Source organism: Vibrio jasicida 090810c (assembly GCF_002887615.1).
GTDB lineage: Bacteria > Pseudomonadota > Gammaproteobacteria > Enterobacterales > Vibrionaceae > Vibrio > Vibrio jasicida.
This window is the reverse complement of record NZ_CP025793.1, coordinates 1,461,526-1,487,268: the sequence shown is the minus strand read 5'-3', so window position 1 is coordinate 1,487,268 and position 25,743 is coordinate 1,461,526. Positions and strand designations below refer to the sequence as shown.

The window sequence follows — 25,743 nt, the reverse complement described above, 5'->3', positions numbered from 1 at the left end:
GCGCTTTTGTTACGTCGGGGGCTTGGTGTAAAAAGGGGCGGTCGATTCTGGAAACGTGGGGCGCTAGGGCTATACAAGTTTTTCACATTTCTATTGGTAGTTTGGCGACAGTTAAAATCATGATGGATTGAAGTCGCCGTATGAACAGAAATTTGATGCTCAACTTTGGCATTGTATTCGTTGCTTTGCTGATCCCTTACTCGGAGCTGCAAATAGGCACGCCGACACTTGAGTGGCCAATGTTTTGGCAGGTGCGCACTTATTTGGTCAACTACAGTGGCATCGTATCAATGATCTTGATGTCGTTGTGCGTGATTCTATCTGTGAAGCATTGGCCGTTGGAGCGCTTGTTAGGCGGATTAGATAAGCAATATCGTCTGCACAAATACTTAGGGATCTCGGCAGTCTTTTCAGCTCTGTTTCACTGGGGGGTATTTCTAAGCGATGATTTCGCGATGGATTTTGGTTATGTCGAGCCAAAGAATGAGACCTTTCCATTTTGGAAGCTGATTGATGCGTTGGGTGATCAGGCGCAGTTGATTGGCGAATATGGTTTCTATCTGTCCGCGGCTTTTGTTTTGATTGCATGGATTAAGAAGTTCAAACACAACGTCTTTCAGCTTACTCATAAAGTCTTTCCATATCTTTACCTGCTTTTAATGCTGCACATGGTGATGTTCTTTGATGCAAGCCTATGGTTAACCGTTACCGGAGCTATCCTTCTGTTGGTCAGCGGTTTAGCAACGGTAGGATGCTTGATTACTATCTTAGGTTTGAATGGTAAGAAGAAACGTTATCCCGCCAAGGTTAGTAGTATCAAATCAATCAACGGCGGAATTGAAGTAGTCATAAAAGTTGAAGTACCTCAATTTACGTATCAGCCGGGTCAGTTTGCATTTATCGGATTTGACGATAAAGAACGACCGCATCCATTTAGTTTGGCGTCAGCTCATAACGACAACGGTCAGGTGCGATTACTGATCAAAGCCAATGGTGACTACACGCGTTCATTAATGGGAACGCTTGAAATTGGGCAATCGGCTCAGATAGAAGGCCCATACGGTTGTTTCAATTTCCAAGATGATACAGAGCAACAAATTTGGTTTGCAGCAGGTATCGGCATCGCGCCATTTTTAACCGCAATTGAGGCGATAGGTAGAGCAAAGTCTGTAACGCTTTTCTACAGCTATCGAGAAGAGGACAAAGCGCTTCTGGATGAACTACAACACAGAGCAAAGGAAGCGGGCGTTAAGCTATACATGAGAAATACGAGTGAAGAAGGGCGTTTTACCAACACGGACGTCATTGAGCGCATAGCAAATGTGGAGAGCAGCAGTGTGTGGTTTTGTGGGCCTTCCGAATTAGGTAAGACGCTTGAGAAAGCATTTACTAATATCGGCCTACCAGCCAAGTCGTTTCATCGAGAGTTGTTTGAGTTTAGATAGAAACAATTGAACTCTGGGCTAACAATCAATAAGGCGAACCAAATGGCTCGCCTTATTTTGTTTCTAACAGAATGGCTTAAAAGATCGCCTGCTTTTTATCTTTGATATAGAAATAGACGCTGATAGCGATAAACAAGAACGTGAAATAGTAGAAGAACGAAGACAGCGATGCGATAAAGTCGATGTGTTGTTCTATTTGCGCTTCGGTGTAGTTTTGCGAGAGTAACTTGTAGTAGTAGGCATAGAGCATACCGATTAAGCCGTAGCCCAAGTTGAACATCAAACCTTTGAAGCTTAATACTGTCGCTCGGTTGTGAGATTCTGTTTTCTTGTTCAAGTGATAGCTGATGAAAATGTTCATCGTCATGATAATAAAGATCAGAATCAGCGCAGGAATCACCCCGTATATTGACCAGCCTAAGCTTATCCAATAGTAGGTCGCCATCGTTGCGATGCCCATGACTAAAATGAACGTCTTTGGTGCCATACTCTCTGCTAAACGACGGCTTTGGCCAGCTAAGATAATCTGCAAGAGGCTAATGCCAGCGCCGATTAAACCAAAGTAGATAATTGGAATATCAATCGCACGGTAGTACTGACTGTTCATGGTCAAAAACATTCGTGAAGTGTGCTCGAACAAACTGTAGTAGAGCAGAATGAATAGTACGTAAGGCGTAGATAATACCCACTTGGCGGTGTTGAGTGTGAGCTTCATGCTGGCCATGGTAGAAGCCAACTTGCTTTCGCTGCTTGGTATTACCTTTTTCTCTTCTCTCATGCTGAATGCGGCGTAGATGGCGATCAACGCAACAAACAAAGTCGCGTAAACAGGGATGCGCATGATGTCTTGCGTGGTTTCTGGCTTGTCGAATCCAAGGAACTGATACACGTTGGCCATAAAGTTCACGTCGTACATGGCAGCGCCTACAAGTGTGACCACAATCCCCACGCTAGAGGCAATACGAAGTTGAATCTGCAACACTCTCGGCCACAATTCCTCTTTGCCTTGCTCCTTTAATGTGTCGTAAGCCAATGCCTCATCTGCGCCACTTGCTAACGCCATTGCTAAGCCGCTCAGCACTCGGTTAATCAAAAACACAACGAAAACAAAAGTGGGATTCCCAGTAGGGACAAAGGCGATCATTGCGATTTCGATGAACATGACGATAGACGACAGCACCACCAGTCGTTTTCGCCCCAAGGTATCGGCAAAAGCGCCGGAAGGGACTTCCGCAAGTACAATGGTCGCCGCCCAAACAACATTGAGCATGGCGAATTGAGACAGCGTTAATCCGTAATCCAAATAGAGCAGCGTGAATACGGGGTAATAGAAGCGCGCAAAGTAACTGCTTCGGAACATGAGGAAGCAGCGAACGTTACGGATTTTGAGGATTTCTTTCAGCGTCATGAAACATTCAGCAATATGAATAACATAACGTTATGTATAAACCTTTTTTAGATTGATGGGAAAGGTTTGTGCTTTGAAATCGCGAGATTTTCTGAATAGTCGCTATTCCTTTGTTAACGACTCAACGCGTCACCCAGTGGACGAAAATACGCTTGAAGCACTTCATATATCGCGTTTCTGTGTGCGATATCTGGGTAAAGAGGCAGGGTGTCCGGCTTCGTTGTGCCAGAAACTAGGTATGCGTTTTCAATGCCAGAACAAGACTCCACAACGGCTTCAAATGCTCGTGCCATCATCTCGGTGGGTTGTGAAAAGTAGCTTGAACCCATCGCTTGGTCTGCTTTTACACTTCGGGATACATAGTCATGTCGATCTTGGCCGTCTTGAGTGAGCAATGTGGCGTCAAAAATCTTAAGTAATCGCTCGTTGAGTGGATGCGGAAAATGATCGGCATTTTTCAACCAACAATCACTCGCAAATAAGATTTGGCGTTGAGGCCCCGAACGATCTCCAATGTCGAAAGCTTTCTCGGCAATGTAATGATCGAACGCGTGCCAAAACTCATGAGCAAGCGCTCCTGCACCAGCATTCTTTGCCAAGGCTAATTCACGTTGATTCGGTGCGTAATGTGCTTGGACTCCTTTGCGGCCGCCAGTACCAAAAGCAAGGCTCAAATTACCACGAAGTCCAATCGCCGAAGGCGGTAGCGCAAGGATGTACGCTAAGTCTGCGAGAGAATCGAATATTAAGTTTGCCGCGAGGTCTTTTTCTTCTTTGTTCACCCATTTACCAATACGAATTCCGCCGATGCCAAATGTCTCTTTGATGTCGACAAACGACACTTGGTCGCCATGGCGATAATCAGGGCCTTTACGCGTTTTGTATTTAAAACTGGTTAACTGCAAGACGTGCCTCGAAGTGGTGCTGAAGGAGTGGAAACTTATACTCAAAACATAAGACGTCAGATTATACCGCAATAGAAGGCTGAGTCGGAGATTTCGTCATATCTCGTTTTACGCAGGCTCGCGAACTTGTCCAATCCATCTACACTAAAACTAACACTCGTTTTATTCGCTTTGATTTTCAATAGCTTTGATGTGATTCCACCCAATGGGTTCGAGTCATCGAAATACGGATATTTTATGTGGCAAACATTTCTGGTTTTTAAGTGTGATTGGGAGATTTCGCCGTGGACCCGTTAACGCAAGGGGTGGTTGGGGCGTCATTGTCTCTATCAGTAAGCAAAAAACAGCACTTGGTGGCGGCAGGTGTCCTTGGAATGCTTGCTGGTATGGCTCCAGATTTGGACATATTGATTCGCTCTTCCAATGATCCGCTGTTGTTTTTGCAATATCACCGACAGTTCACCCACTCGTTGCTGTTTATTCCTATTGGCAGCTTACTCTGCGCTTTGGTTTTCTATCCGCTTTTTGCTAAAAGGCTTGGTTTATCGTTCACACAAAGCTGGTGGTATTGTGCGCTCGGCTATGCCACACACGGTTTATTGGATGCGTGTACCAGTTACGGCACTCAGCTTTTGTGGCCGTTTACCAACGAGCGGTTTGCGTGGAATACCGTTTCTGTTATTGACCCTGTCTTCACGCTTCCTGTTCTAATTGGCGTCGTGCTTGTTTTACTGAAACGTAACCCTTGGTATGCACGAATCTCGATAGTTTGGGCGTTTGCTTACCTTACGTTCGGCATGATTCAAAGAGACAGGGCAGAAGAAGCAGGGTGGGAGTTTGCACAAGCAAGGCAGCATACTCCAGTGCGCTTAGAGGCCAAACCTACGTTCGCGAATAGTTTGGTTTGGAAAGTAATCTACGAAGCCGAGGGCCAGTATTACGTAGACGCCATAAGAGTAGGGACTGCGACCAAAATCTATACTGGAGAATCGGTTGCCAAACTGGACATCGGGAAAGACTTCCCTTGGTTAAGCTCAACATCGCAGCAGGCCTTAGATATTGAGCGATTTCGTTGGTTCTCTGATGGCTTTGTCGCGCGTGATCCGGACGATGAAAAGCGCATTATAGACGTGCGTTACTCAATGGTTCCAAACCAAATAAAAGCCTTGTGGGGCATTGAGCTTTCGCAATCTGCTGATGAAAACACCCATGCCGCCTACACAACACATCGAGACACTTCCCAAGAATCAAGACAAGCATTTATCGATATGCTGAAAGGCAATGACTGAGGGTGACTCTGCGTCATTAAGCGCACTGAAAGTCTTTAATCAATGTTGGCTTTTTGGAGAAGAAAAGTTTGCTAAACAAGGATTTGTATTCCCATCCAAGAGACAGCAGTCTTTTCGCTAGGTTCTTGTTTTCAATGATGGCAACTTCAACACCTTGATAGTGATACGGGTTGTTTCTTACGTAGTTGATAAACGCGGTTAAAACCCCTTGGCCACGTACCGAAGGATCAAAGTTGATCGACACAATGGAAAAGCGCTGACTCCCCACAGGACAACGGACAAAGCAGTAACCCAACGGGTGAGTAATGGTTTCTGAAAACTCAGGGAAAGGGCGAGATTCGAAGTCCTTAGATAACTCATCGTATTGCTTACAGAGGTGATGAAAAAGTTGTTTCGCGTCGTTGTTCATAATGGCGTTGCTTTGTATTACTGGATTTCACGGTAATTTTAACCACAGCCCGCATCACAAAATGCGGTGAACTTTTTCCAGATTGATTTCCTCTTTTTGAAAGTAATATCATTTCAAATGAAGATTCATGATTTCTATATGGAATAGAAAAAGCAGAACTTGCTACTCTGAAATTGAAAGAGTTAGAAAGTAAAATAGTTAGAAGAGACGGTAATAGTTAGAAGCAAAGGCAATAGCTTGATGGAACCTAATATGACGAACGGTACGGCACTCATTCTTTATTCTTTGCACAATTGCCCCTACGCGATTCGTGCAAGATTTGCGTTGCTCAAAGCCCAGCAATGCGTGCTTATTCGTTCTATCAAACTCGATAACAAGCCATCAGAAATGCTAGAGGTTTCGCCGAAAGGCAGTGTGCCTGTACTAGTCATCCCCAACCGTTCTCAAATGGACACTACACCTCAAAAACAGATACTTGAAGAAAGCTTAGACATTATGGTTTGGGCGCTTTCTGAATGTGATCCGCATGATCTTTTGAATAGCAGCCATCCAGAAGCATTGCCTAAAATGCTCGAAGTGATTGGAGAGTTTGAATCGCACTTTGTACCCGCGATGAACGCTTTTGGATGTGCGAAGCGTTACCATGAAGATAATGCAGATGAACTGCGTAAAGAGTGTGAAAGGGGAGTCATCAAGCTTGAGTCTCTTTTAACGCAGCATTCCTTTTTGTTTTCGGAACGAGAAAGCTTGGTCGATATCGCTATTCTGCCTTTCATCCGTAAGTACGCACGCATCGATAAACAGTGGTTCAGACAAAGCCCTTACCCAAAATTAAAAGCATGGCTGAATGGTTATATTCAAAGTCCTCAGTTCTCCAAAGTGATGAAAAACTATGACTTGTGGTTGGACACTCGGGAGGATCAATACTTTAGCAATTAAGTGCTGCTCTAAAGGTTATTTGGGCGGAATCGCCTAGCGCGTCTTCACATTTGCAATATTAGCTTACTGCCTCATCCATTGACGATCACACCTACGACGCGCATCCTTTTAAGTTCACTTAGGGCTAAGGCTCTTATTTTGCAAACAACTCGATCGCTGCGTTTGGTGCGCAGTGCTTGAATTTAAAAGGTAGCGCGTATGAACAAGATTGTTATGTTGGTGATGGGGCTGCTTTTTACCAGTCGGTTGTTTGCAAGTATTGTCCCTCACGCAAGCCAACTTGAACACGATGCGCCCATTCTCCTTCGTTCTGTGTTGCTTGTCGGTGTCGCAGGCTTCCTGATCTGGAAAGTGGTTCAGTACTTTCAAAAAAGCAAATCCTCAGAGTAACGCGCTGCTACTAGGTTTTATCTGCACATCCAAACAAATAAAAAGTGGTAATTGAAATCACAGCCCTTAGAATGCGCAAATTAAAAGTTAATAACTGATGTAGAGTGATTTTATGCTTCGTGATTACACATTCGATTGTCTTGTGACTATGCCGCGCCATGAACTGGAAGAGTTTAGTGCTCGCATGATCAGTAAAATGGTGCCAGAAGATGTGATGAACGAGCTGTTTACCTTCGACCAAGAAGAAGTAGACAGTGAAGACCGCATGTTGTCAGCGCGCCTAGATGCGATGTTACGCATGACCGCAATCGCACTAAGTGAAATTCAGCAAGCGTTTGATGATTCTGACAACGCGAAGCAAAACAGCGAGCGTATGACGCGTCTTGTGCTTTGGCACTTCTACGCAATTTCATTCCGTCTAGAAGAAGCCATCACGCTTGAAACGCACTGTGAGCAAGTGGAAAAGCTGCTACAAAACACACCGACAGACGTATTCGCATGGGTGAAGACGTTAACAGAGCTTCTACACACGTACGCGGAAATCAACGCGAAGGAAAACCCAGAAGACTAAGTCTAACTCGGGATCAAAAGTACAGCATGAAAGGCGAGCCAACTGGTTCGCCTTTTTCGTTTGTATTTTTAAGTGGCTTAAAGCTGCATGTTGGATTTTTTTCCTTGGAGTTATAAATAACGCCATTACTCTTTCTCCCGCATCCCACTCAAATAACCACATATACTAGGGGGTAGTATTATATACTGGAGGGGAGTATAGTTTTTAAAAACATAACTCACTGGGAAGTGTCACTGTATGAAAGACGTAAAGGGTGTTTTTCGCAACCTAGAAAAGATGCTGCAAAACGCGAATTGGTTTGAAGATGGTTGGGAAATTTATAACCGAGGAGAGTACTTGCAGCTGTATAAGCAAAACTGGTTCAACGAAAACCAAGGTGGTGTGCATTTCGAAACGTATATCGAAGGGCCACATGTGAAGCAAAAAGCCTTTCCGATTTGTATGCATGCGGAAGAAGACTGTCCATCTCAAGCTGAATTTGTTCGTCAATTCAAAGCGCTAGAAGGGAGCCGTATTGCGGGGTGGAAAGGGTATAAGACACTGGATAACAGCTATGGCATTTGCCAGCGAACCCTGCCGCTCAATTTTAAAAACCTAGAACAACGTTTGTTCGAAGAGTTCAACCGACTGCGTGCGCTAGAAGCAAGTATCGACAAAGTTCTGGAAAGGTTATAAATGAAAAAGCAGAAAAGCCCTTGTATCGATGTATGTGATTTCTCCCATAGCAAAGGGTGGTGCGCTGGGTGCGGAAGAACGCGAGAAGAATGTCAGACTTGGAAGTCGATGAAGCCTTACGCCATCAATGCGCTCAAAAAAGATCTGCAAAAGAGAATGTCTCAAATGAAAGCTCAGTAATACTGGGCTTTATTTAATGTATGAGTCGATAACTTTAATCACCACGTCCATATCCGCTTCTCGCTGTTCTTTGCTTTCTTCTAGAACAAGGTGCTCATGTAAATGGCCTTTGATGACCTCTTTCATCAGACCGTTTACCGCACCTCGAATCGCGGCGATCTGCTGCAACACGTCTTGGCACTCTTGCTCTTCATCCAACATCTTCTTAAGACCATTAACCTGACCTTGTATCTTGCTGACTCGGGCCGTTAGCTTTTTCTTATCTTTGGCTGTATGTGACATAGCATCTGTACTCAATGTAATTGGCAGAAGAGAGAAGTTAGTCGGTAATGTAGCACCGAATTTATACTGGGGGGTAGTGTTTATACTAACGGGGAGTATATTTGCGATGAATTGTTTTAAAACAAAGCCCGCTAGTTTCAGCGGGCTTTATGGAAGGTTACTCTAGGTGCTTAAACTGCAACGCGACAAGGCGCTGATAGAGTTCGCAGCTTTGCATTAACGACTGGTGGTTGCCAAGGTCAATCAACTCGCCGCCGTCTAACACCGCAATTTTATCGGCGTGCTGGATTTTCGACAGACAACACTATTCCAAAGATCTATGTAGTCCAAAAATTAAGAATTATTCAAATGAAGATGCCTCTAAAGTACATCTGCATTGATAGTACAGAATGTCGTATATAGTATCATCTCAAATGCAACTGATTGGTTATGTGGTGTGATGCGTATAATTGAGAGTCCCTCATCGCAAGTGCTTGTTATTTTCCTCTTATCTTTTGCATTTGAAGCCTATGGATTGGAGAGAGAAATGTTTAAAAAGGAAACCGTCGAGCTATTTCCAGCAGTAAGTGGACGGATCACTGACAATGGCAAACCGTTGGTTGGTATTAAGCTGAAACGAAGTTATGAGTTTATCGATATAACGGATGGTGAGATTCACGACTATACAACAACCGATAGTGAGGGGCACTTTAGCTTTCCAGAGCTAACTATGCAATCACTTCATGCTAACAACCCATTGAGAACCAATGTTATTTGGCAAGGTATTCGTATTGATGCTAATCGAAACAATACGAATAAGGATGAAACTTACCTTTGGGATGCAAACTCTCGTGGTGTAACACATAACTCTTATTTTTCTGAAATGCTCTCGGAATTAAACTGTGACTTAGCTAACGAGGAAGAAATTGTTGATATTTACAACTCTGATTTTCCAAGTGGGGTAGTTAATTACACGATCGTAAGCATCTGCAGGTGGCCTGTTCGCTCAGAAATAGAGAAAAAGAAAGCTGCTGATATTGAAGCGTTTGGTGAACTTCAAGATCTAGAAAAATACGGCAACATTAATGGACTAATTTAAGGGATTAAAATGGGAACTCTTTCTCCAAAGCTAGCCTCGGAACTTGCTTTTTTCGCATATTCTATACGAGAGCAACAGCGTAGTGTCACCCCTCCACCTTCTGTTCGTAGGTATTTTAAAAGTAAAGATAATCTGACTAGTAAAACGGGAGGCTATCTTTTCAATAAAGAGACGGGGTTTGCAGCGTTAGGTTACGGTGATGGTCCATATAGTGGAGACGCTATTATCGCTATTCGCGGAACTAAAATGACATCAGGTCATGATTGGGGAACTAACTTACAAATTGGTTTGAAAGGGAGTGCCAATGGACAAGCAGTTCATGCTGGCTTTCAGCGTACATTTTCATTGTTACGCCCACAATTACAAAAGTTTTTAGATGAATGGCGAAAAAATTCAAAGATAGGAACTGTGCATTGCATTGGACATAGTTTAGGCGGGGCTTTGGCTACGTTGACTGCCGACTGGGTCGCAACTAGCTCTTATAGCAATAACGTGAAACTGTACACGTTTGGTGCACCTAGGGTGGGCTTGTCAGGTTTTGCTAGTGCAAATACAAACAGAATCAATGATATTTATCGCTGTACGCATGGCGCGGATGTGGTGCCCAAAGTACCACTCTGGCCCTTTTTTCATTCGCCGTATAAAGGCTTTGAGTTTCGTCTCGACAGTGGGCAAGGCATTTGCACTAACGCCCATGGCATGGATCCTGATCAAGGAGCTGTTCCAGGATATCTAGCGACAGCAAAGGGCGAAGATTGGCAGGAGTTACAAAGGGCGGCTAGTGATTTTTTTCTCCCAGTACGGCTGGATTATAATAAACGTAATCAGGCTAACTATAGTAATTTTTGGACTGACCGTTTAAGCGCTGCTTTAATCACCTTACTTAAGGATACTGGGTACTATTCGCTAGTTGCTGCTCAAGGAGCGATTAGCTCAGGTGCGACGCTGTACGACTTTATTGCACAAACGTTGGTAAAAATAGCTGAAGCAGGAAAAACAGCAGCATCCCAAGTAAAAGGATTACTTGGTCATATGTTGGTATTTTCAGGTGCGGCTAGCTCAATTGTTATAGATTTGACTTATAAAACAATTAGGCAGATTTTCAATAAGATGCTTAGACGTCTATATCGAGGTGTAAATGAGGCGATTAAGCGTTTTAATGGTTGAGCGGATTAATTTGAGATAGGGCAAACGCCTTAACAGTAACTTTTAGGACGTGCTCTTGCGATAGCGTACTTACTTTGTTTTCTAAATTAGAAGGTGCATAGATCGAGGAAGTTACGGGAGGCGATCCTCACAATAATGTTCGAAGTACTTAATTCCTTCAGCTTCCTGATTGCCGCAGGACTATACGTATTAACTTCGCACATTTGGTATTGTGAGGATTCGCTCTGTTGTTGTGGAGTGGCTTAGCAGTATTGTTTTACTTCTTAACTAATAAAAAGCCGCTGTTACTCCAAATGCTTAAACTGCAACGCGACAAGGCGCTGATAGAGTTCGCAGCTTTGCATCAGTGACTGGTGGTTGCCAAGGTCAATCAACTCGCCACCGTCTAGCACCGCAATTTTATCGGCGTGTTGGATGGTTGAAAGTCGGTGAGCAATGATCAGAGTCGTGCGGTCTTTCATCAATGCTTCAAGTGCTTGTTGAACATGGTGCTCACTTTCACTGTCCAGTGCGCTGGTGGCCTCATCAAGCAAAAGGATTTTTGGATCTTTCAGAATCGCACGAGCAATCGCGATACGTTGTTTTTGACCGCCAGATAATCTCACGCCGCGCTCACCCAAAAAGCTATGGTAACCGTCCGGTAGCTTCTCAATAAACTCATGCGCGTGTGCTTTCTTCGCCGCTTCAATCACTTGCTCGTCAGTAGCGTCTGGATTGCCGTAACGAATGTTGTGGAATACATCGTGACTAAACAAAGCGGGTTGCTGTGGAACCAATGCCATTTGACGGCGAAGATCATTCGGTTCGAACTGTCGAATGTCTTCTCCACCAAACAATACTTGGCCTTGTTGCGGGTCGTAGAAGCGTTGCAGCAATTCGAATAAGGTCGTTTTACCAGCGCCAGACGGGCCAACTAAAGCCAACACCTTACCTTTCTCTGCAGTCAGGTTTAACCCTTTGATAGCGGGTTGGTCGGGGCGAGAAGGGTAGTTGAAGTTCACTGAATCAAACGTCACTTCCGCTGGCATATCATCGGTAATAGGAAGGTGATTGTTTGGTGCGCTGATGTCGCTTTCCACTTGAAGGATCTCAATCAGCCTTTCTGTTGCACCAGCGGCTCTTTGCAGTTCCCCCATGACTTCGGAAATCGTTGCCATGGAAGACGCAACCATGATGGCGTAGAACACAAATGCCGCTAGATCGCCGGCAGACATCTTGCCGTGAATCACATCACTTCCGCCGACCCAAAGCATGCCAGCAATGGCGCTGAACACGATAACGATAACACCAGAAATCAGAATCGCGCGCTGTTTTACTCGCTGTCTACCCACCTCGTAAGCTTTTTCTACTTCGACAGCAAACGCCGCGCGTTCATGTTGCTCTGAGCTAAAGCTTTGAACCGTTTTGATGTGCTCAATCGCTTCGCCTGCGTAGCTGCCGACATCGGCCATGGTGTCTTGGCTTTGGCGTGATAGGGCACGTACTCGTCTTCCATAAACCAAAATCGGAACCAATACGAATGGAACAGAAGCCAGCACAATCAAAGTGAGTTTAAAGTTTGTTGCGAACAACATGATGATCGCACCAATACACATAAGCGCGCTGCGCATCGCCATAGAAAACGACGAACCAATAATGCTTTGCAGCAACGTCGTATCTGTGGTGAGACGAGACATAATATCGCCGCTACTATTGGTCTCAAAATAACTAGGATGCAGCGTAATCACATGGTTAAACACCGCAAGACGAATGTCCGCGCTGACGCGTTCGCCCACAGAAGAAACCAGATAGAAACGGAAGAATGTCCCCACTGCGATGCACAGCGTCACACCGACGATAAATTGAATCGCATTGGTGAGTTCTTGCAGTGATTGCTGAGCAAAGCCTTGGTCTATAAGAATGCGTACGCCGTAACCGACGGATAGCGTCAGGCTAGCTGTTGCGATGAGGGCAACTAAAGCCGCAGCAACGCGCCATTTATAAGGTGAAACGAAGGTGTTGAGTTTAAGAAGAATGCTGAGATTTTTATTATTTTTACTGCTCATGAGTGGCTCACAAAGCGTTATAGGTACTTGGCATAGTAAGCGACTTTGGTACGTGAAACCAGTGGTGAGTCAGATTCGATAAGAGAGAAATTCTTTGGCGGAGGCATTCAACCGATGAAACCTAATTTCTCACTTTTTATTATTGGCATATGCTAATTACAGGGCATAAAGTGACAGCCTAAGTAGATAAAGGAATTCACCATGTCAGTTGCTCGTCAAGTCTAACGCTTCTTTTCTTTGTTCTCTTTATTCATTCTGTTTTGTTCCACAGACAATCTCAATCGCAGAGGTACTTATGTCTATTCACGCTCCTAAAAACCACCAACATTGCGCAGTCTGCTGCCAGCCGTTTTTCAACGCACACGATACGATTCAATTTACGGCAATGCCGAGTGGTGGCGTGCAAGGGCAAATCGTGCCGACAGAAAAGGTTCAAGGTTATGAAGGCGTGATGCAAGGCGGTGCCATCAGTGCGCTGCACGATACTGCTATGACACACTGCCTTTTCGCACAAGATATCTGCGCTATGACGGCTAAGTTGGAGGTGCGCTTTATCAAACCTATCCCTCTCAATAGTTCTATCCGAGTGGAAGCACATTGCATCAAGAGTAAGCGAGGCATGTATTTGCTAGAAAGCGAAATCTATGTTGGTGAGCAGTGCTACTCAAAGGCAGAAGCCAAGTTTATGCGGCAGGCTGTTGATGTCTAATATTGCTCACTTTTGAGTACAGCAGTAAGTCATGAGAAGAGTTTAAAAGGTGCGGTCGTAACGAAGGGATAGGGAGGTGAGTCAACCTATTTGGTCAACTCACACTCTTTACTTGTGTGGCAGTGAGTGAAGAACCTAAACAGCGATGAAGTTAATCCACATACGCCACAGAGCTTGGTTCTTTATAAATGCAGTCTACTTTTGTCACACTGCCACTCGAGTCTTGATATTGAGCATAGACGACCCATAGGCCGTTGGTTCGCGCGCCCATAACCGTAACCCGAGTATTTTCACCATAAGTTGAATTGTCCGTGCCAGACCCTCTACCAAAAGAGACTTGGAACTCCTTCTGGACAGCACGTTGTACTTCCATGCCGTTAAAGTCCCCCTTTGGTTGAACATGCAAAAACTCAAGCCCGCCTCCTTTTCCTTTACGGATTGCAAAGGTACAGCCGGTCAATTGAGTGGTTACCAAGTAGTCAGCAGCATCATAGTGGGTGACTTTAGAAATGGAGTCGGGTTTAAGTTGTTCAAACGGAGAAACGGGGATATGAATACATTGAAGTGCTTTCGCGTTTTTAACTAACGATTTTGGGCCAAGGCGGAAACGCATCTCCTTCATCTTAACCCCCTGATTTATCCCGAAAGCGGTATCGCCATGGCTATACAAGTAAAACCTCATAGCACCTTTCGTTTGGCCCGCGCTGGTAATGGATAGTGGGAAACGAAGTAAAAACTCCTCTAAATCTCGGTCTAAAACCTGAACAGCCTGATCTAACGTTTGTGGCATAACACAGTCCTTTGTTGTTATTTATAGATTGCGTGAAATCTTATTGATTATAGTTCACAGACATAAGCATATATGAACATATCGAATCCAATGAAATTTCTTCTTCTTTCATCACGAGAACATGATATTGCTCGTAAGCAGGCACTGGTTATGTTGATGAAGTCGTCCGCTAGCAAAAAGATAATGTCGTTTCGCCATTTAAAAACATAAAGGTGAACCAAACCGTTCACCTTCATACTTTTATTGGTTGCTGATCCAACCTTAATCGATCATCGAGCTTAACGTAGGACTCAACTCTGGGGCTTGTGAGCGGTTTTTATTTGCTCGAAAAGCTCTTCGGCCTCCGCCGTCAACAATGAGTAGGTACGTATATCACCACGTCTTTGCGCTTGCATCGCTTGTTCAAGTAGCATTGAGTGGCGCTTTTTGAGTTTCTTGACAGAATTGTTTTTGAAGAAAGAAAACATAAATAAATCCTTTACTTAGAACCTTCCTTTATTACGCGTTTTGTCTGCGTTTGGTTCAAACCATAAACACCGTACTATTGTTTTGTTACGTCTTTCTTTTGTTCAATCTGCCGCCAAAGATGACAGTTTTTGACTGTTCTATGAGAGGGCTCTTGGGAAAATTTAGACTTACTTTGCCGATATGATTGCACCGTGGATCTCGACTAACGTCCCTGAACTGGCGAAATACAGCCTGACTTCGGGCTTGTTCTGGCTAATCGTATTGCTGGATGCAGTTGGCTGCAGGTCAATAATTCAACCTCGCAATTTAATCTAACGATGCCTACAGAAAAGTTCGGTATAGAAGCAACCATGCCGGACTTTTTGTATTCACCTTTTAAGCTTCATGTGCTTGGCGTTGCAGGTGTTCGATAAATACTGGTATCTTTTTCGCTAAATGCTTCCTCGACGCATAAAACGCATACAACACCAAATCTTCCGGTGTGTATTCCAATTCAATCACTTCCAAGCAGCCTGAATTTAAATCCTCTCGGCAAAACTCAGCAGGCAGAATCGCAAAGCCCAACCCAGCCAATGCACCGGACTTGGCAAGTTGTCCGCTGTTTACCTTAAATGAAGACTTCACTCTTTGAGTTATCAGCTCTCCCTCTGGACTTTTGAAAACCCAGGGTGTTCCTTTTAAGGCAGTAAAGCTACTCACGCACGGAACGTGCCTCAAATCTGTGATTTGGTAAGGTTTTTGGCACGCTTTCAACAGGTTAGGTGAGGCGACGACAACACTCGGCCAGCGCTTAATCTCTTTGGCAATCCAATTGCTGTCTTCCAACTTCCCACGATGAAAGCTTAAGATGACGTCAAACCCATCTAGTAAGTCTTCTTTTGGGCTCAAGTTTGTTTCGCAGTTCAATGAAATTGAAGGGTGTTGAACACAAAAAGAGACGACTGCCTTTGCTAGCTCTGGAGAATCTGGCATCAGAACGTTGAGCTGGCCCATGACCGTTCTGGAATGTTGAGTTACGTCTTGAAGCGCATCATTCAGTGTGTCCAGTAGCGGCTGTGTACGTAAATAAAGGTGTTCACCGGCGTCTGTCGCGCAAATTCTTCGGGTTGTTCTATCAAACAATCGCACATCAAGTTGCTCTTCCAGTAAAGCAATATGCCGACTGACATTTGATGTGGGTAGGGATAAAAACTCAGCAGCTCTCTTAAAGCTGTTGTTCTCATAGACGCAGTGGAAACTCTTAAGCCATTGCGGATCAATTTTATCGAGCATTTTAGTTAATCCCATTTTGTTGGATTATGAAGCCTATAAATCACACTTTATTACTCAAAGTAGGTTTATACAATGTTTGCTAACTTGATTTCTCGATAAAGGTTCCCCCTATGAGTTGGTTAGAAAAGCTATTAGATAACAAGGGCATCATCAGTACGCGGAAAGTGTCAATTCCAGAAGGGGTATGGACCAAGTGTCCGTCTTGTGATCAAGTATTATATCGGCTTGCCCTCAAGGAGAACTTAGAAGTTTGCCCGAAATGCCAACATCATATGCGGATGTCTGCTCGACATCGTTTGGATAGCTTCTTGGATAAAGGAGAGCGGATAGAAATCGGCAGTGAATATGAGCCAAAAGATCTGCTCAATTTTAAGGATAAAAAGCGCTACAAAGAACGTATTGTTCTCGCTCAAAAGAATACCGGAGAGAAAGATGCGTTGATCACGATGAAAGGTGAGCTACTCGGTTTACCCATTGTCGCCTGTGCATTCGAGTTTTCTTTTATGGCGGGGTCGATGGGGTCAGTCGTAGGTGCTCGTTTTGTTGATGCCGTCGATACGGCAGTAAGAGATAATTGTGCACTAGTTTGTTTTTCAGCTTGTGGTGGTGCTCGTATGCAAGAGTCTTTAATGGCGTTAATGCAGATGGCAAAAACCAGCGCAGCATTGGCGCGTCTATCCCACGTACGCTTACCTTATATTTCGGTTTTGACCGATCAAACGTTCGGTGGTGTCTCTGCAAGTTTAGCTATGCTGGGGGACATCAATATCGGTGAGCCAGAAGCAAGGATCGGGTTTGCTGGACGCCGTGTGATTGAACAAACCGTACGAGAAAATCTACCGGATGGCTTTCAACAAAGTGAGTTCCTTTTGGAGCATGGCGCTTTAGACATGATTGTCGAGAGAAGTGATATGCGAAGGAGGATAGGTGGGTTAATCGCAAAACTGACCAATAAAAATATTCAACCTGAAAAGGAGTAAGTTTCTGTAGCGTATTTCGTCAGCGAAAGGCCAAGACAAAGACTTTTCGCCAATCTATAACTGGGTTTCTTTTCGTGTTTACGGTGAGCTTGATCTTTGTTCTGCATAAATCATTCTTGAGCTGAATCTATGCCCAGTCGGAGGTTCCGCACGGAGGCATACGCAGAAAATACATCGCGAAAATGCAGTTTACGCCTCCGTATTAACAAGTTACATTGTTGAAGCTTTGATTCAAAGGACAGAACAATGAGTGCCCACCTAAAACAGCTTTGTCATACCCATCTTCCTGGTAATAAAGAAGACTCTCCAGCTGAACACTTTGCGAAAATGGCAAAGTGGTGCGAGGAAAACAACGTCAATCACGATGTCTACGGCGAGGGAGAGACGATTCAAGCGTTCGAGCAAAAGGTTACCGATCTGCTGGGTTACGAGGCAGGGTTTTTTGTTGTAACAGGGACGATGACACAGCCAACAGTGCTCGAAATTGTCACAAGACAAAAGCGTAATCCTATTGTCGCCATGCACGCATCTAGCCATATTCCAGTGCATGAAAAACAAGGTTATCAGCTTCAACATCGCTTTAATATTCTGCCAGTAGGGAACCCTTACCAAACATGGAAGCTTGAAGATCTCACTGCGTGGCCGGATGAAATCGCAGCCGTTCTTTATGAACTCCCGATGCGAGAAATTGGTGGTCAGCTACCTTCATGGCAAGAACTGGAAGAAATCAAAGCGTACTGCGCCGAAAATGACATTCATCTCCACATGGATGGAGCAAGACTATGGGAAACCGCAGCGTACTATCAAAAAGAATACAGTGAGATCGCCGCTGGTTTTGATACGACCTATGTTTCACTCTACAAAGGCATCAACGGCATGGGCGGATCTATGTTGCTTGGCTCAAAGTCGTTCATTGAACTGGCTTCAATGTGGATGAAGCGACAAGGTGGCAACCTGTATCACAGAACACCTTATGTGGTGTCTGCGGCAATGCAGTTTGATGAAAGGTTGTCACAAATGCCGGCTCTGTTTGAGCGAACAAAACAGATCTACAAGATCATTCAAGAGTTCCCATCTTTGGCGGTGAGACCAACTCAACCTCAAGCAAACATGTTGCACCTTATCCTGCCATTTAGCTGCGAAGAGTTGAAAGAACTCCAACACACGTTTGCAACGGAAAAGGGCATTTGGTTTGGTAACCCGCAAGTCACGGCACATCCAAATCAATCCATTGTTGAATGGTATGTTGGCGACTACCTGCTCAACCTTGATGATGACGAATTAAGGTCATTTTTCAATCAGTTACTCGGTAATAAGGCATAAACTTATCAATATGCGAGCTTATTAACACGTCACTGGCGTTACTTCATGTATTCTGAGGTCAAGCGAACAAGAGGATTTTATCAATGTCAAAAAGCTCCAAGCTTCACAATGAAGATAAACTGGTTAAAAAGGCACTAGAGATTGCCGGAAAGATGGCAAAGATGCAGGGCTTTGACCTTCCTCAGTCACCACAGCCAGTAAGAGTAAAAGCGATTTACCTGTTCTTGGTTGATGCTAAACAGATCACGCCACTGCCGGATAGCAAATTAGATGGCGCAAACATTAAACACAGACTGGCACTTTGGATTCACAGCGCGTTGCCAGACAACGACCCTCTAAAATAGAAAGCCTGAAAAAATAACAACGATTATTAATTAACAAGGCGAGCCAAATGGTTCGCCTTGTTTGATCTAGGCGTCAATAGCCGTTGGGATTGTCAATCACATAGACCCAGCCACCATCCACATAATGCATCACCTCTAATGCTGTTCCTTGAATGTTGTTACCTTGCGAAGCGTTCAATATTTCCCAATCAGATCGCACCATGGCAATGTTGTCATTAATGTGAATAGAAACGTTTTTGGTGAGCATGTCTACATCGCCATTCATGTAGCCTTTCAATACCTGCTTAATTTCTTCTCTGCCTTTGGCTTGATTACCTTTTTTATCTAAAACAAATACGGCGTCTAGGTGAAAAAGCGTACCTAATCCATCCAAATCTTTCTTTGCAAAATACTGCCCAAATAACGCATGTAACTCTGAGGGTGTTTGTGGTTTTGAATAAAGATCCTCAGCGTGTAAGCCAAGGGAGAGAAAAGAGATAAACAGTAAAACGTAACGCATAACTTCATCCTTTTGATATTGGCTTAGGCTGCAGTTGTGCCTCCGCCTTGTTGTGTTTTTACAATAGATAAGTCGGTTACGATTTAAAATTAGCTTCCTAAAGGTAACTAGTTACGCCTAGGTAACTATTGGTCTGCTAGGTCGCGTTTGATTACACTTACTTAGCAAAGAATGAATTGGGAAAGGACGATGCCGACGAAAGTAAATCATCGAGTACAGCCAGATGGCTATTGCAGTGTCGATAAATATTTAACGTTGATATCGACAAAGTGGACAGCGCACATCGTATGGTTGCTCGGGCAACAAGAAGAGATGCGATTCGGTCAAATTCGCAAACAATTAGCGCTGGTCTCAAGCAAAGTGCTTACAGAGCGTTTGAAGCTGTTGTCTGAGCATGGATTTGTGTGGCGGAAACAACAAGACACCATTCCTGTTACTGTGAATTATGGGCTAACCCAAAAAGGTAAAGAGCTTGCTGGCGTCGTTGAACTCATTGTCCAAAAAGCCAATGACTGGGACGCCTAGTAGGCGGTTTATCGTACCGTCGTCGTCTTTCGGTATCATTGATTTACAAAACAGAATCAAAAGGACTAAAGATAAGTCCCGAGAAGCGCTACAATGCACGCGTTGCGAGAGTGCAACCAAGATTACTCATTTACAGAAGCCTTGAAGTAACCATACATGTCTAAAGATTTCGAATTCACTACAGAATACATACTCGACAAACCTTTCTTTGCTGAGTGTTATGATCAAACTAGCCAGCCAACGAAGTTCCCACAGGCGTACCTAAAAGGGATACTGTTTCTTATCTTTGGTGTGGTCCTATTGGAGTTTGAACTGCTACCTAACGGTTATGTGGGTTGGTTCTTTATCGTATTGAGTGTGATTGAAGCATTCAGTGTGTACTGCAAGCGAACGTGGTGGTTATGGCGCCAAACCATCAGCTCAAGCCGTGGCAGCAAAGTGGTGTTTGAAGTGAATGTAGACGGAGTGCGCTACAAAAGCGGTAAAATCGATCGCAGCCTCGCGTGGAATGAAATCGACCAACTCGAACAAACCGATTTGGGCTTTATCCTTCATCTTGGTAAACAACGCCAATACATCAGCAAATCTTGCTTAAACGAAGAAGTCATTGCGTTTATGGTAGAGCAGCACGCGGCATCGAAAGCGAGCTAACAAAAACCAACGAACAAAAGAGGCGAGCCAAGTGGTTCGCCTTTTTGATCTTTAGAGGATGTTTATACTGCGAGAATAATTAGATAGCCGATTTGAGTATCTTGTAAGCCGCCTCAATTCTCTCGTTATTCGGATAGTATTTGTTGGCTAGAATAACGATGCCTGCTTTCTTTGAAGGTACGAAAGCAATGTATCCACCAAACCCATTCGTTGAGCCCGTTTTGTTGACCCATGCGTCGTTCATCACTTTACCTTCAAACTCGCTCTTTGAGATAGGTTTCGGGTTAACGATCGTATCCGTCGAGTTGCCTTCGAGTAACGTATCTAGTGTGAACGGATAGTTGTACATTTCCCACCCAACACCTTGAGTGAATGAGCTTGCGTCATAGTGACCTTTTCGAGTGCCATTAAGCGCTTTTTGCATTGTCGGGTCTATATTCTTTAAGCCCATATTGGCTTGAAGAAATTTAGCAAGATCAGTTGTGGTAGATTTTACGCCATAAGCTTCAGCGTCAAGCATTCCAGGGCTCACATGAACGGCTTCACCTCTTGCGTTATACCCCCAAGCGTAATCAGGCTTCTTATCTTCCGGTACATCAATATAAGAATCGGTCATATTGAGTGATGGGAAGATTCTTTCTTCTACCAATTTCGAGTAATCACCTTTTAAGCTAATCGCCGCTATATATCCTGATAACCCAATACTGACGTTTGAATAGAGTCGACTGGTTTTAGGGGAAAATTCAGGCTTCCACTCCTTGTAGTAACTGATCATTTCTTCATAGTTGGTAACACCATTTGGGAACTGAAGCGGTAGCCCACCAGCAGTGTAGGTCGCCATTGTTGCAATATCAGTCTGGCCGATTGTCGTACCTTGCAACTCTGGGACGTATTTCTCAACTTTGTCACTGAAAGATAAGGTATGAGTTTGTACTGCGTAACTGATCATCGTTGATGAGATAGTTTTACTGATTGAACCGAGTTCAAAAATAGTACTGTCAGTGACGGGCAGTTTCTTCTCTAAATCAGCATAGCCATAGTTATAGATATGAGCTTTACCATCAATGACCACGGCAAACGACATTCCGGGAATGTTGTACCTTTCCATGAGCGTATGTGCTTGTTCATCCACTTTGCTTTTTAACGTTTCTCCTGCGAAGGCATTAACAGATAAAGTCGCAGCGGAAAGAAGGGTGACTAGTTTGAGAGAGTATTTCATATAAAGTTTCTTATTTATTGTCGAGCGGTAAGTCTAGAGTTGCGGAATGAGTAGGGTGTTTGTTTCTCGTCAGAGTTATGTTTATAAAGAGTCGGCAGCGTTTCCGGCAATGTTTCTTAACGGTAGTAATTGGTTTTTATGTTGTATTTTGATTAAACACTGAATTTCAACTTTTGGTTAACTCAAATGTGTACTCAAAAACTGAACCACTACACTCGGTGTTTCTTCTGGGTCATTCCAGCGAGCCTAGGCGAGACTAGGAATCTACTTACCGCGCGTTAAGTTCTTAAGTTAGAGAAGAAATACTCGAAAGATTATTAAAATGACGACGCGCAAACATTCATCAAGAAGACGAGTAAAAATATCTATGAAATCAATTAAATATCGTTTTTGAAAATATGAGAACTCATTTGTATGCTATACGGAATATTGTGACTTACTATTCAGCAAACCAATTAGTGGTGCGCTTGCTAGCTGTCAAAAATAACGTGGAAACAAGTACTCCCCCCAAAATATTTTCTTTACGAAAGAAATACGAGGAACCGACGAGCATGGGCGAAGGACAAACTAAAAATGCGGCCTTAACAACGGCGCTGGCCTTTCATTACCAAGTATTGATTGGCTTGGATAAGTGCTTTTCGCTTGAAGAAGGTCAGTCCGTTTGGTTCGAAAAAGATGGTGATGTGAGTCTGCTTTCGCCAGATTCTTTGGCGTCAACTCAAACTGAAGTAAAAGACTACGCAGCGCCACTAACAGATCACCACGAAAACTTCTGGAAAACTCTTAAGAACTGGTTGGCACCAGAATTTGACCATACGCAATATGGCCTCCTAGTGTTGCACACGACTCAAGCCTTTGGTGCAACAACTCGTTTAAGAGATTGGAATACGCAAACTATCGAGCAACGTTCTACTACGCTTAAAGCTATTTTTTCAGAGCGTACTAAAGAGCAGCTTAATGCAAATAAACCATCAGAAATCATAAAATTACAGAAAGCGGTGATGTTAGATTCTGCTAGTGAAGATTTGATGGCTGTCCTCGCCAAAGTTGTATTGCACGTGGAATCTGAAGATTCAGAAACACTAAAAAAGAGCTATTGCAATAAACTTAGCGGTTACATTCCACTTTCTAATAGGCAAGCCTTTGCTGAAGGGTTGATTGGTTTTATATATGAACAGGCAAATGGCGCAGAATGGGTAATCAAAAAGACAACGTTTGACCAAAAACGAGAAGCCTTAACGGCAAAATGGGGACCCACTTTATTTACTATTCCAGACTTCACCGACAGAGATGCAACAGAGGAAGAAGTCGAAGTGTATATTACAGAATTGTTTGCTCAGAAAATTCTTGAAATTGAGTATGAAGCTATACTGCCCGAAGCAATAGGTAGTTGGCTGGAATTAAGGAACTCATTGATCGAGGAGCTAAACGGTTACCCACAATTCAGGGACACTGTTAGCCGATATCGAGAGCAATGGATTCGGACGTTTTCTGCGAAATACCGTATGGCTAGCCGCAAGCAAGGTAGTTTTACGGCGATATCTCAGGACTTATACGATCAAGTAACTAGCGAAATGCCATTTGGCATTGAAGGTTATCCAAATCCTGATTTCGTTTTTAGAAATGGCCTGATTCATGACGCTATGGATGATGAAGAACGCGATTTGAGTTGGAGGGTCGAAGCATGAGCAGTATTGTCGATGCTCTGTATGAGTTAAAATACAACCCGTTTGAATATGGTCCTTACCTAGCGTCGTTTTACACGACCATTAATAAGTCTGAAAATAACCTTTTGCTCGCCCCTTTGGTCATCCCACTCTGTAGCCATCCTGTTTTTAATAAAAAGATTTCTGGTGCTGTGTTTGGAGAAACAAGACAAAGCTCTATTTGGTCTATTTTCAACGACCGCGCCCAACTCTATGACCTGCAAGAGAGAATTGACGGATTTCAAGTCTTAACTGAGCAATGCATTCAATACTGCTTAATCAATGACTGGTTATCGGTAAACGAAAAAGGTTTATCCCTTCACAAGAGTGATAGTTCTGACTCGGTCTTTACCAGTCAAAAAAGTGCAGGAAAATTAGGGCAATTATTCAGTGGTCACTCAGTGATCGAGATTTATGCATTTTTAGGAGTGAAACCACGATGAATACGCTCATTCGTGAAATTGGCGTTATTGATAAACAAGGTAACAAGCATCCGGTTAATTTTAAGGCTGGGCTTAACGTTGTTACTGGTAAGTCATCGACAGGCAAAAGTGCCTTAATTGAAATTTTTGATTATTGCTTTGGCAGTGGTGAAAACACCATTCCCAAAGGTGTTATTACCACTCGTGCCGCTATTTATTATGTTGCACTTGCTGTTAACGAACAAGATATAGTGATTGCGCGTGATCCTGTTATTACATCGAAAGCCTTCTTTCGTCGCGTTGAGGCATTAAATACTAAAGATATTGATCATGATTATTTTCATGCCAGCTATTTTCGTCCATTAGATGAATTCAAGAAGCATTTAAGGGAGTTTTTCTTAGATATAGACGATGTCGATGAATCTTTGGTCGCCAGAGTCAATAGGCGGTTTAATCAAAAAGCGCCTACACCATCGGTGCGTAGCTTTTCATCGTTTATGCTTCAACATCAGAACCTTGTTGCTAATAAACATGCGTTGTTTTATCGATTCGATGAGAAAGAAAAGAGAGATCAGGCTATTGAGCATACTAAGATCTTTTTAGGACTTGTCGACCAAGGGTTCTTTCATTTATCACAAGAAAAAGAACGATTTAGCGCAGAAATTAGACGATTAGAGCGCCAACAAGAAACAAACAAGCGTACATCAGAAAACTATAAACAAAAAGTCGGCCCAGTTTTGAGCCAGCTGTATGCATTGATGGGATTTAAAGATGCCCCCTTATCATTAGATAAGGTACTTCGCCATCCACAAGATGCCAAAGACCAACTCGATGGCATCATAGTTTCTGAGAAAATTAACTATAATTCAGATGCGTCCACACAAAGATATAATCAGTTGAAACAGGCGCGCAATCAAAAAAACGCCGAATTAAGGAAGTTACAACGCCAAGCATCGTCAATTAATAAACATATTCAAGAAGAAGAACTGTTTGTTGATAACGTAAAGCAGTTTAGCTCACCTAAGCATGTTCATATATCAGCATCGGTCTGTCCGTTTTGTCATACTGAAAAAGATAGCTTGCGACAAAGTGCTGAAAAACTACAACAGGCAATTACCAAGGTATCGGGTAACCTGGCTCAAGCACGTCCGATGAAAGCAAAGTTTAAATCTTCATTGGTCGAGGTACAACGGAATATTGAAGTTGTCAGCAGGGCATTGACCGAACTAAACCAACAAATAACAGAAATCGAGAAAACAGATAAGCAATTAGCAGAACAAAAGAGTCTGTATGAAAGCGTTGTAATGCAGAAGGCGAAGCTATTTGCACTTCTCGATAACCTCAACATGGCCGACGATGCAGAGCTTGAAAAGGAAATCAAAGAGGTAAGAAAACAACTTAAGAAGATTAATGATGGCCTTAAAAAATACGATGTGCAAAAAGGTTTAGATAGAGCATCGGCAAAAGTAAACGAATATATGGTTGAAATTGGGAGGCATTTTTCGTTTGAAGCCAGCTATAAGCCCATCAATCTTCATTTTTCATTTGAAACGTTTGACCTCTATCACTTGACGCAAGAAAACGAAAAAATCTATCTACGGTCAATGGGTAGTGGTGCAAATTGGCTTTATTGCCACGTAACTCTATTTTTAGCATTACATAAGTATTTTGCTGAACTTGGTGATAAATGTGCTATCCCCTCAATACTGTTCTTAGATCAGCCGACGCAAGTGTATTTTCCTAACTTCAATCGTGATAAATCTGACAGCTTCGAAGAGCAAAAAAGTAAGGAAGAACAGCAGAGGACAGATGAAGATAGACCCATTGATGAAGATGTCAAAGCTGTTGAAAACCTATTCAGCCAACTCTCAATTTACTGTAATGAAGTAAAAACAAATTACGGCTTTAGCCCACAAATCATAGTGACAGACCATGCAGACAATTTGACACTGTCTAATGGAGTATTATTTGAGTCGTTAGTTAATAATAATAGATGGCGAGTACGCGGTTTGATTCATCCTGTGGAAGAGTAGTGCAGGGTATTTATGTGAT

28 protein-coding genes are annotated in these 25,743 nt (G+C 43.4%); 18 read left to right on the top strand and 10 right to left on the bottom strand.

From position 1 onward, the window contains the following. The first annotated feature begins 140 nt into the window (after positions 1 to 140). Entirely contained in the window at positions 141 to 1,445 is a 1,305-nt protein-coding gene (locus C1S73_RS24180) for a ferredoxin reductase family protein (RefSeq protein WP_227740559.1), read from the top strand. 76 nt (positions 1,446 to 1,521) lie between these two features. Here C1S73_RS24180 and C1S73_RS24175 read toward each other — a convergent pair whose 3' ends face one another. Then, positions 1,522 to 2,853 carry an MFS transporter gene (locus tag C1S73_RS24175; protein ID WP_038871065.1) on the bottom strand — a complete coding sequence of 444 codons (1,332 nt, stop codon included), beginning with the start codon at positions 2,851 to 2,853 and terminating at the stop codon, positions 1,522 to 1,524. 113 nt (positions 2,854 to 2,966) lie between these two features. Continuing rightward, the gene (locus tag C1S73_RS24170) at positions 2,967 to 3,758 is read right to left on the bottom strand and encodes a CLCA_X family protein (protein WP_038871062.1); all 792 of its coding nucleotides are present in this window, start codon (positions 3,756 to 3,758) and stop codon (positions 2,967 to 2,969) included. A 284-nt stretch (positions 3,759 to 4,042) separates the two neighbouring features. Between C1S73_RS24170 and C1S73_RS24165 the strand changes: the two genes are divergently transcribed. Beyond that, positions 4,043 to 5,047, top strand: a complete 1,005-nt coding sequence (locus C1S73_RS24165; RefSeq protein ID WP_038871059.1) for a metal-dependent hydrolase — start codon at positions 4,043 to 4,045, stop codon at positions 5,045 to 5,047. Positions 5,048 to 5,063: 16 nt separating this feature from the next. On the opposite strand, the gene C1S73_RS24160 is transcribed toward C1S73_RS24165, so the two are convergent. Next, positions 5,064 to 5,456: a hypothetical protein gene (locus C1S73_RS24160; RefSeq protein ID WP_038871056.1), complete on the bottom strand. Its 393-nt coding sequence runs from the start codon at positions 5,454 to 5,456 to the stop codon at positions 5,064 to 5,066. 252 nt (positions 5,457 to 5,708) lie between these two features. On the opposite strand from C1S73_RS24160, the gene C1S73_RS24155 reads away from it, so the two are divergent. The 5 genes from C1S73_RS24155 to C1S73_RS24135 all read left to right on the top strand — a co-directional run bounded on the left by C1S73_RS24155 (position 5,709) and on the right by C1S73_RS24135 (position 8,211). Beyond that, positions 5,709 to 6,395, top strand: coding sequence for a glutathione S-transferase (locus C1S73_RS24155; protein ID WP_050566722.1), 687 nt, complete (start codon positions 5,709 to 5,711; stop codon positions 6,393 to 6,395). Positions 6,396 to 6,593: 198 nt separating this feature from the next. Further along, positions 6,594 to 6,785, top strand: coding sequence for a hypothetical protein (locus C1S73_RS24150; RefSeq protein WP_009704524.1), 192 nt, complete (start codon positions 6,594 to 6,596; stop codon positions 6,783 to 6,785). 112 nt (positions 6,786 to 6,897) lie between these two features. Next, positions 6,898 to 7,356 carry a hypothetical protein gene (locus tag C1S73_RS24145; RefSeq protein WP_038871050.1) on the top strand — a complete coding sequence of 153 codons (459 nt, stop codon included), beginning with the start codon at positions 6,898 to 6,900 and terminating at the stop codon, positions 7,354 to 7,356. Between the two features lie 237 nt (positions 7,357 to 7,593). Then, on the top strand, positions 7,594 to 8,031 hold the full coding sequence (locus C1S73_RS24140) for a hypothetical protein (protein ID WP_038871048.1): 438 nt from the start codon (positions 7,594 to 7,596) through the stop codon (positions 8,029 to 8,031). Further along, on the top strand, positions 8,032 to 8,211 hold the full coding sequence (locus C1S73_RS24135; protein WP_038871045.1) for a DUF1289 domain-containing protein: 180 nt from the start codon (positions 8,032 to 8,034) through the stop codon (positions 8,209 to 8,211). A gap of 9 nt (positions 8,212 to 8,220) precedes the next feature. Here the strand turns inward: C1S73_RS24135 and rcnR are convergent, their stop codons facing one another. Next, positions 8,221 to 8,493 carry a Ni(II)/Co(II)-binding transcriptional repressor RcnR gene (gene rcnR, locus C1S73_RS24130; protein WP_005440696.1) on the bottom strand — a complete coding sequence of 91 codons (273 nt, stop codon included), beginning with the start codon at positions 8,491 to 8,493 and terminating at the stop codon, positions 8,221 to 8,223. A 526-nt stretch (positions 8,494 to 9,019) separates the two neighbouring features. On the opposite strand from rcnR, the gene C1S73_RS24125 reads away from it, so the two are divergent. Together C1S73_RS24125 and C1S73_RS24120 are read left to right on the top strand one after the other, a co-directional pair. Next, a complete protein-coding gene (locus tag C1S73_RS24125) occupies positions 9,020 to 9,571 on the top strand; it encodes a DUF6795 domain-containing protein (RefSeq protein ID WP_042602833.1) in 552 nt (183 codons plus the stop codon). A 9-nt stretch (positions 9,572 to 9,580) separates the two neighbouring features. Further along, positions 9,581 to 10,738, top strand: a complete 1,158-nt coding sequence (locus C1S73_RS24120; protein ID WP_038873836.1) for a lipase family protein — start codon at positions 9,581 to 9,583, stop codon at positions 10,736 to 10,738. A gap of 284 nt (positions 10,739 to 11,022) precedes the next feature. On the opposite strand, the gene C1S73_RS24115 is transcribed toward C1S73_RS24120, so the two are convergent. Beyond that, the gene (locus C1S73_RS24115) at positions 11,023 to 12,783 is read right to left on the bottom strand and encodes an ABC transporter ATP-binding protein/permease (RefSeq protein WP_042602831.1); all 1,761 of its coding nucleotides are present in this window, start codon (positions 12,781 to 12,783) and stop codon (positions 11,023 to 11,025) included. A gap of 295 nt (positions 12,784 to 13,078) precedes the next feature. Between C1S73_RS24115 and C1S73_RS24110 the strand changes: the two genes are divergently transcribed. After that, positions 13,079 to 13,492, top strand: coding sequence for a PaaI family thioesterase (locus C1S73_RS24110; protein ID WP_038870903.1), 414 nt, complete (start codon positions 13,079 to 13,081; stop codon positions 13,490 to 13,492). A gap of 151 nt (positions 13,493 to 13,643) precedes the next feature. On the opposite strand, the gene C1S73_RS24105 is transcribed toward C1S73_RS24110, so the two are convergent. The 3 genes from C1S73_RS24105 to C1S73_RS24100 form a co-directional block, all read right to left on the bottom strand. Continuing rightward, on the bottom strand, positions 13,644 to 14,282 hold the full coding sequence (locus C1S73_RS24105) for a hypothetical protein (protein ID WP_038870900.1): 639 nt from the start codon (positions 14,280 to 14,282) through the stop codon (positions 13,644 to 13,646). A 290-nt stretch (positions 14,283 to 14,572) separates the two neighbouring features. Then, on the bottom strand, positions 14,573 to 14,749 hold the full coding sequence (locus tag C1S73_RS27815; RefSeq protein WP_009704518.1) for a DUF6435 family protein: 177 nt from the start codon (positions 14,747 to 14,749) through the stop codon (positions 14,573 to 14,575). A gap of 376 nt (positions 14,750 to 15,125) precedes the next feature. Next, positions 15,126 to 16,022, bottom strand: coding sequence for a LysR family transcriptional regulator (locus C1S73_RS24100; RefSeq protein ID WP_038870897.1), 897 nt, complete (start codon positions 16,020 to 16,022; stop codon positions 15,126 to 15,128). Positions 16,023 to 16,132: 110 nt separating this feature from the next. Between C1S73_RS24100 and accD the strand changes: the two genes are divergently transcribed. The 3 genes from accD (at position 16,133) to C1S73_RS24085 (ending at position 18,669) form a co-directional block, all read left to right on the top strand. Beyond that, positions 16,133 to 17,002, top strand: coding sequence for an acetyl-CoA carboxylase, carboxyltransferase subunit beta (accD, locus tag C1S73_RS24095; RefSeq protein WP_038870896.1), 870 nt, complete (start codon positions 16,133 to 16,135; stop codon positions 17,000 to 17,002). A gap of 246 nt (positions 17,003 to 17,248) precedes the next feature. After that, complete coding sequence (locus C1S73_RS24090) at positions 17,249 to 18,325, top strand: threonine aldolase family protein (RefSeq protein WP_038870894.1); 1,077 nt, start codon at positions 17,249 to 17,251, stop codon at positions 18,323 to 18,325. An 83-nt stretch (positions 18,326 to 18,408) separates the two neighbouring features. Next, positions 18,409 to 18,669, top strand: coding sequence for a DUF5062 family protein (locus C1S73_RS24085; RefSeq protein ID WP_038870892.1), 261 nt, complete (start codon positions 18,409 to 18,411; stop codon positions 18,667 to 18,669). 73 nt (positions 18,670 to 18,742) lie between these two features. Here the strand turns inward: C1S73_RS24085 and C1S73_RS24080 are convergent, their stop codons facing one another. Then, a complete protein-coding gene (locus C1S73_RS24080; RefSeq protein WP_038870891.1) occupies positions 18,743 to 19,168 on the bottom strand; it encodes a YybH family protein in 426 nt (141 codons plus the stop codon). A 189-nt stretch (positions 19,169 to 19,357) separates the two neighbouring features. Between C1S73_RS24080 and C1S73_RS24075 the strand changes: the two genes are divergently transcribed. Both C1S73_RS24075 and C1S73_RS24070 read left to right on the top strand, forming a co-directional pair. Continuing rightward, positions 19,358 to 19,693 (top strand): winged helix-turn-helix transcriptional regulator, encoded by a 336-nt coding sequence (locus C1S73_RS24075; RefSeq protein WP_038870890.1) that lies wholly within the window; start codon positions 19,358 to 19,360, stop codon positions 19,691 to 19,693. Positions 19,694 to 19,849: 156 nt separating this feature from the next. Continuing rightward, a complete protein-coding gene (locus C1S73_RS24070; protein WP_038870888.1) occupies positions 19,850 to 20,344 on the top strand; it encodes a YcxB family protein in 495 nt (164 codons plus the stop codon). A gap of 79 nt (positions 20,345 to 20,423) precedes the next feature. On the opposite strand, the gene ampC is transcribed toward C1S73_RS24070, so the two are convergent. Continuing rightward, positions 20,424 to 21,563 carry a class C beta-lactamase gene (gene ampC / locus C1S73_RS24065; protein WP_038870886.1) on the bottom strand — a complete coding sequence of 380 codons (1,140 nt, stop codon included), beginning with the start codon at positions 21,561 to 21,563 and terminating at the stop codon, positions 20,424 to 20,426. Positions 21,564 to 21,994: 431 nt separating this feature from the next. On the opposite strand from ampC, the gene C1S73_RS24060 reads away from it, so the two are divergent. Genes C1S73_RS24060 through C1S73_RS24050 form a run of 3 tightly spaced genes read left to right on the top strand, consistent with a single transcriptional unit; the run spans position 21,995 to position 25,724 of the window. Beyond that, positions 21,995 to 23,251, top strand: a complete 1,257-nt coding sequence (locus tag C1S73_RS24060; RefSeq protein WP_227740558.1) for a hypothetical protein — start codon at positions 21,995 to 21,997, stop codon at positions 23,249 to 23,251. Continuing rightward, the gene (locus C1S73_RS24055; protein ID WP_038870882.1) at positions 23,248 to 23,712 is read left to right on the top strand and encodes a three component ABC system middle component; all 465 of its coding nucleotides are present in this window, start codon (positions 23,248 to 23,250) and stop codon (positions 23,710 to 23,712) included. Before C1S73_RS24060 ends, C1S73_RS24055 begins: the two co-directional genes overlap by 4 nt. Beyond that, positions 23,709 to 25,724 carry a DUF3732 domain-containing protein gene (locus tag C1S73_RS24050; RefSeq protein WP_038870881.1) on the top strand — a complete coding sequence of 672 codons (2,016 nt, stop codon included), beginning with the start codon at positions 23,709 to 23,711 and terminating at the stop codon, positions 25,722 to 25,724. Before C1S73_RS24055 ends, C1S73_RS24050 begins: the two co-directional genes overlap by 4 nt. Positions 25,725 to 25,743: the final 19 nt, after the last annotated feature.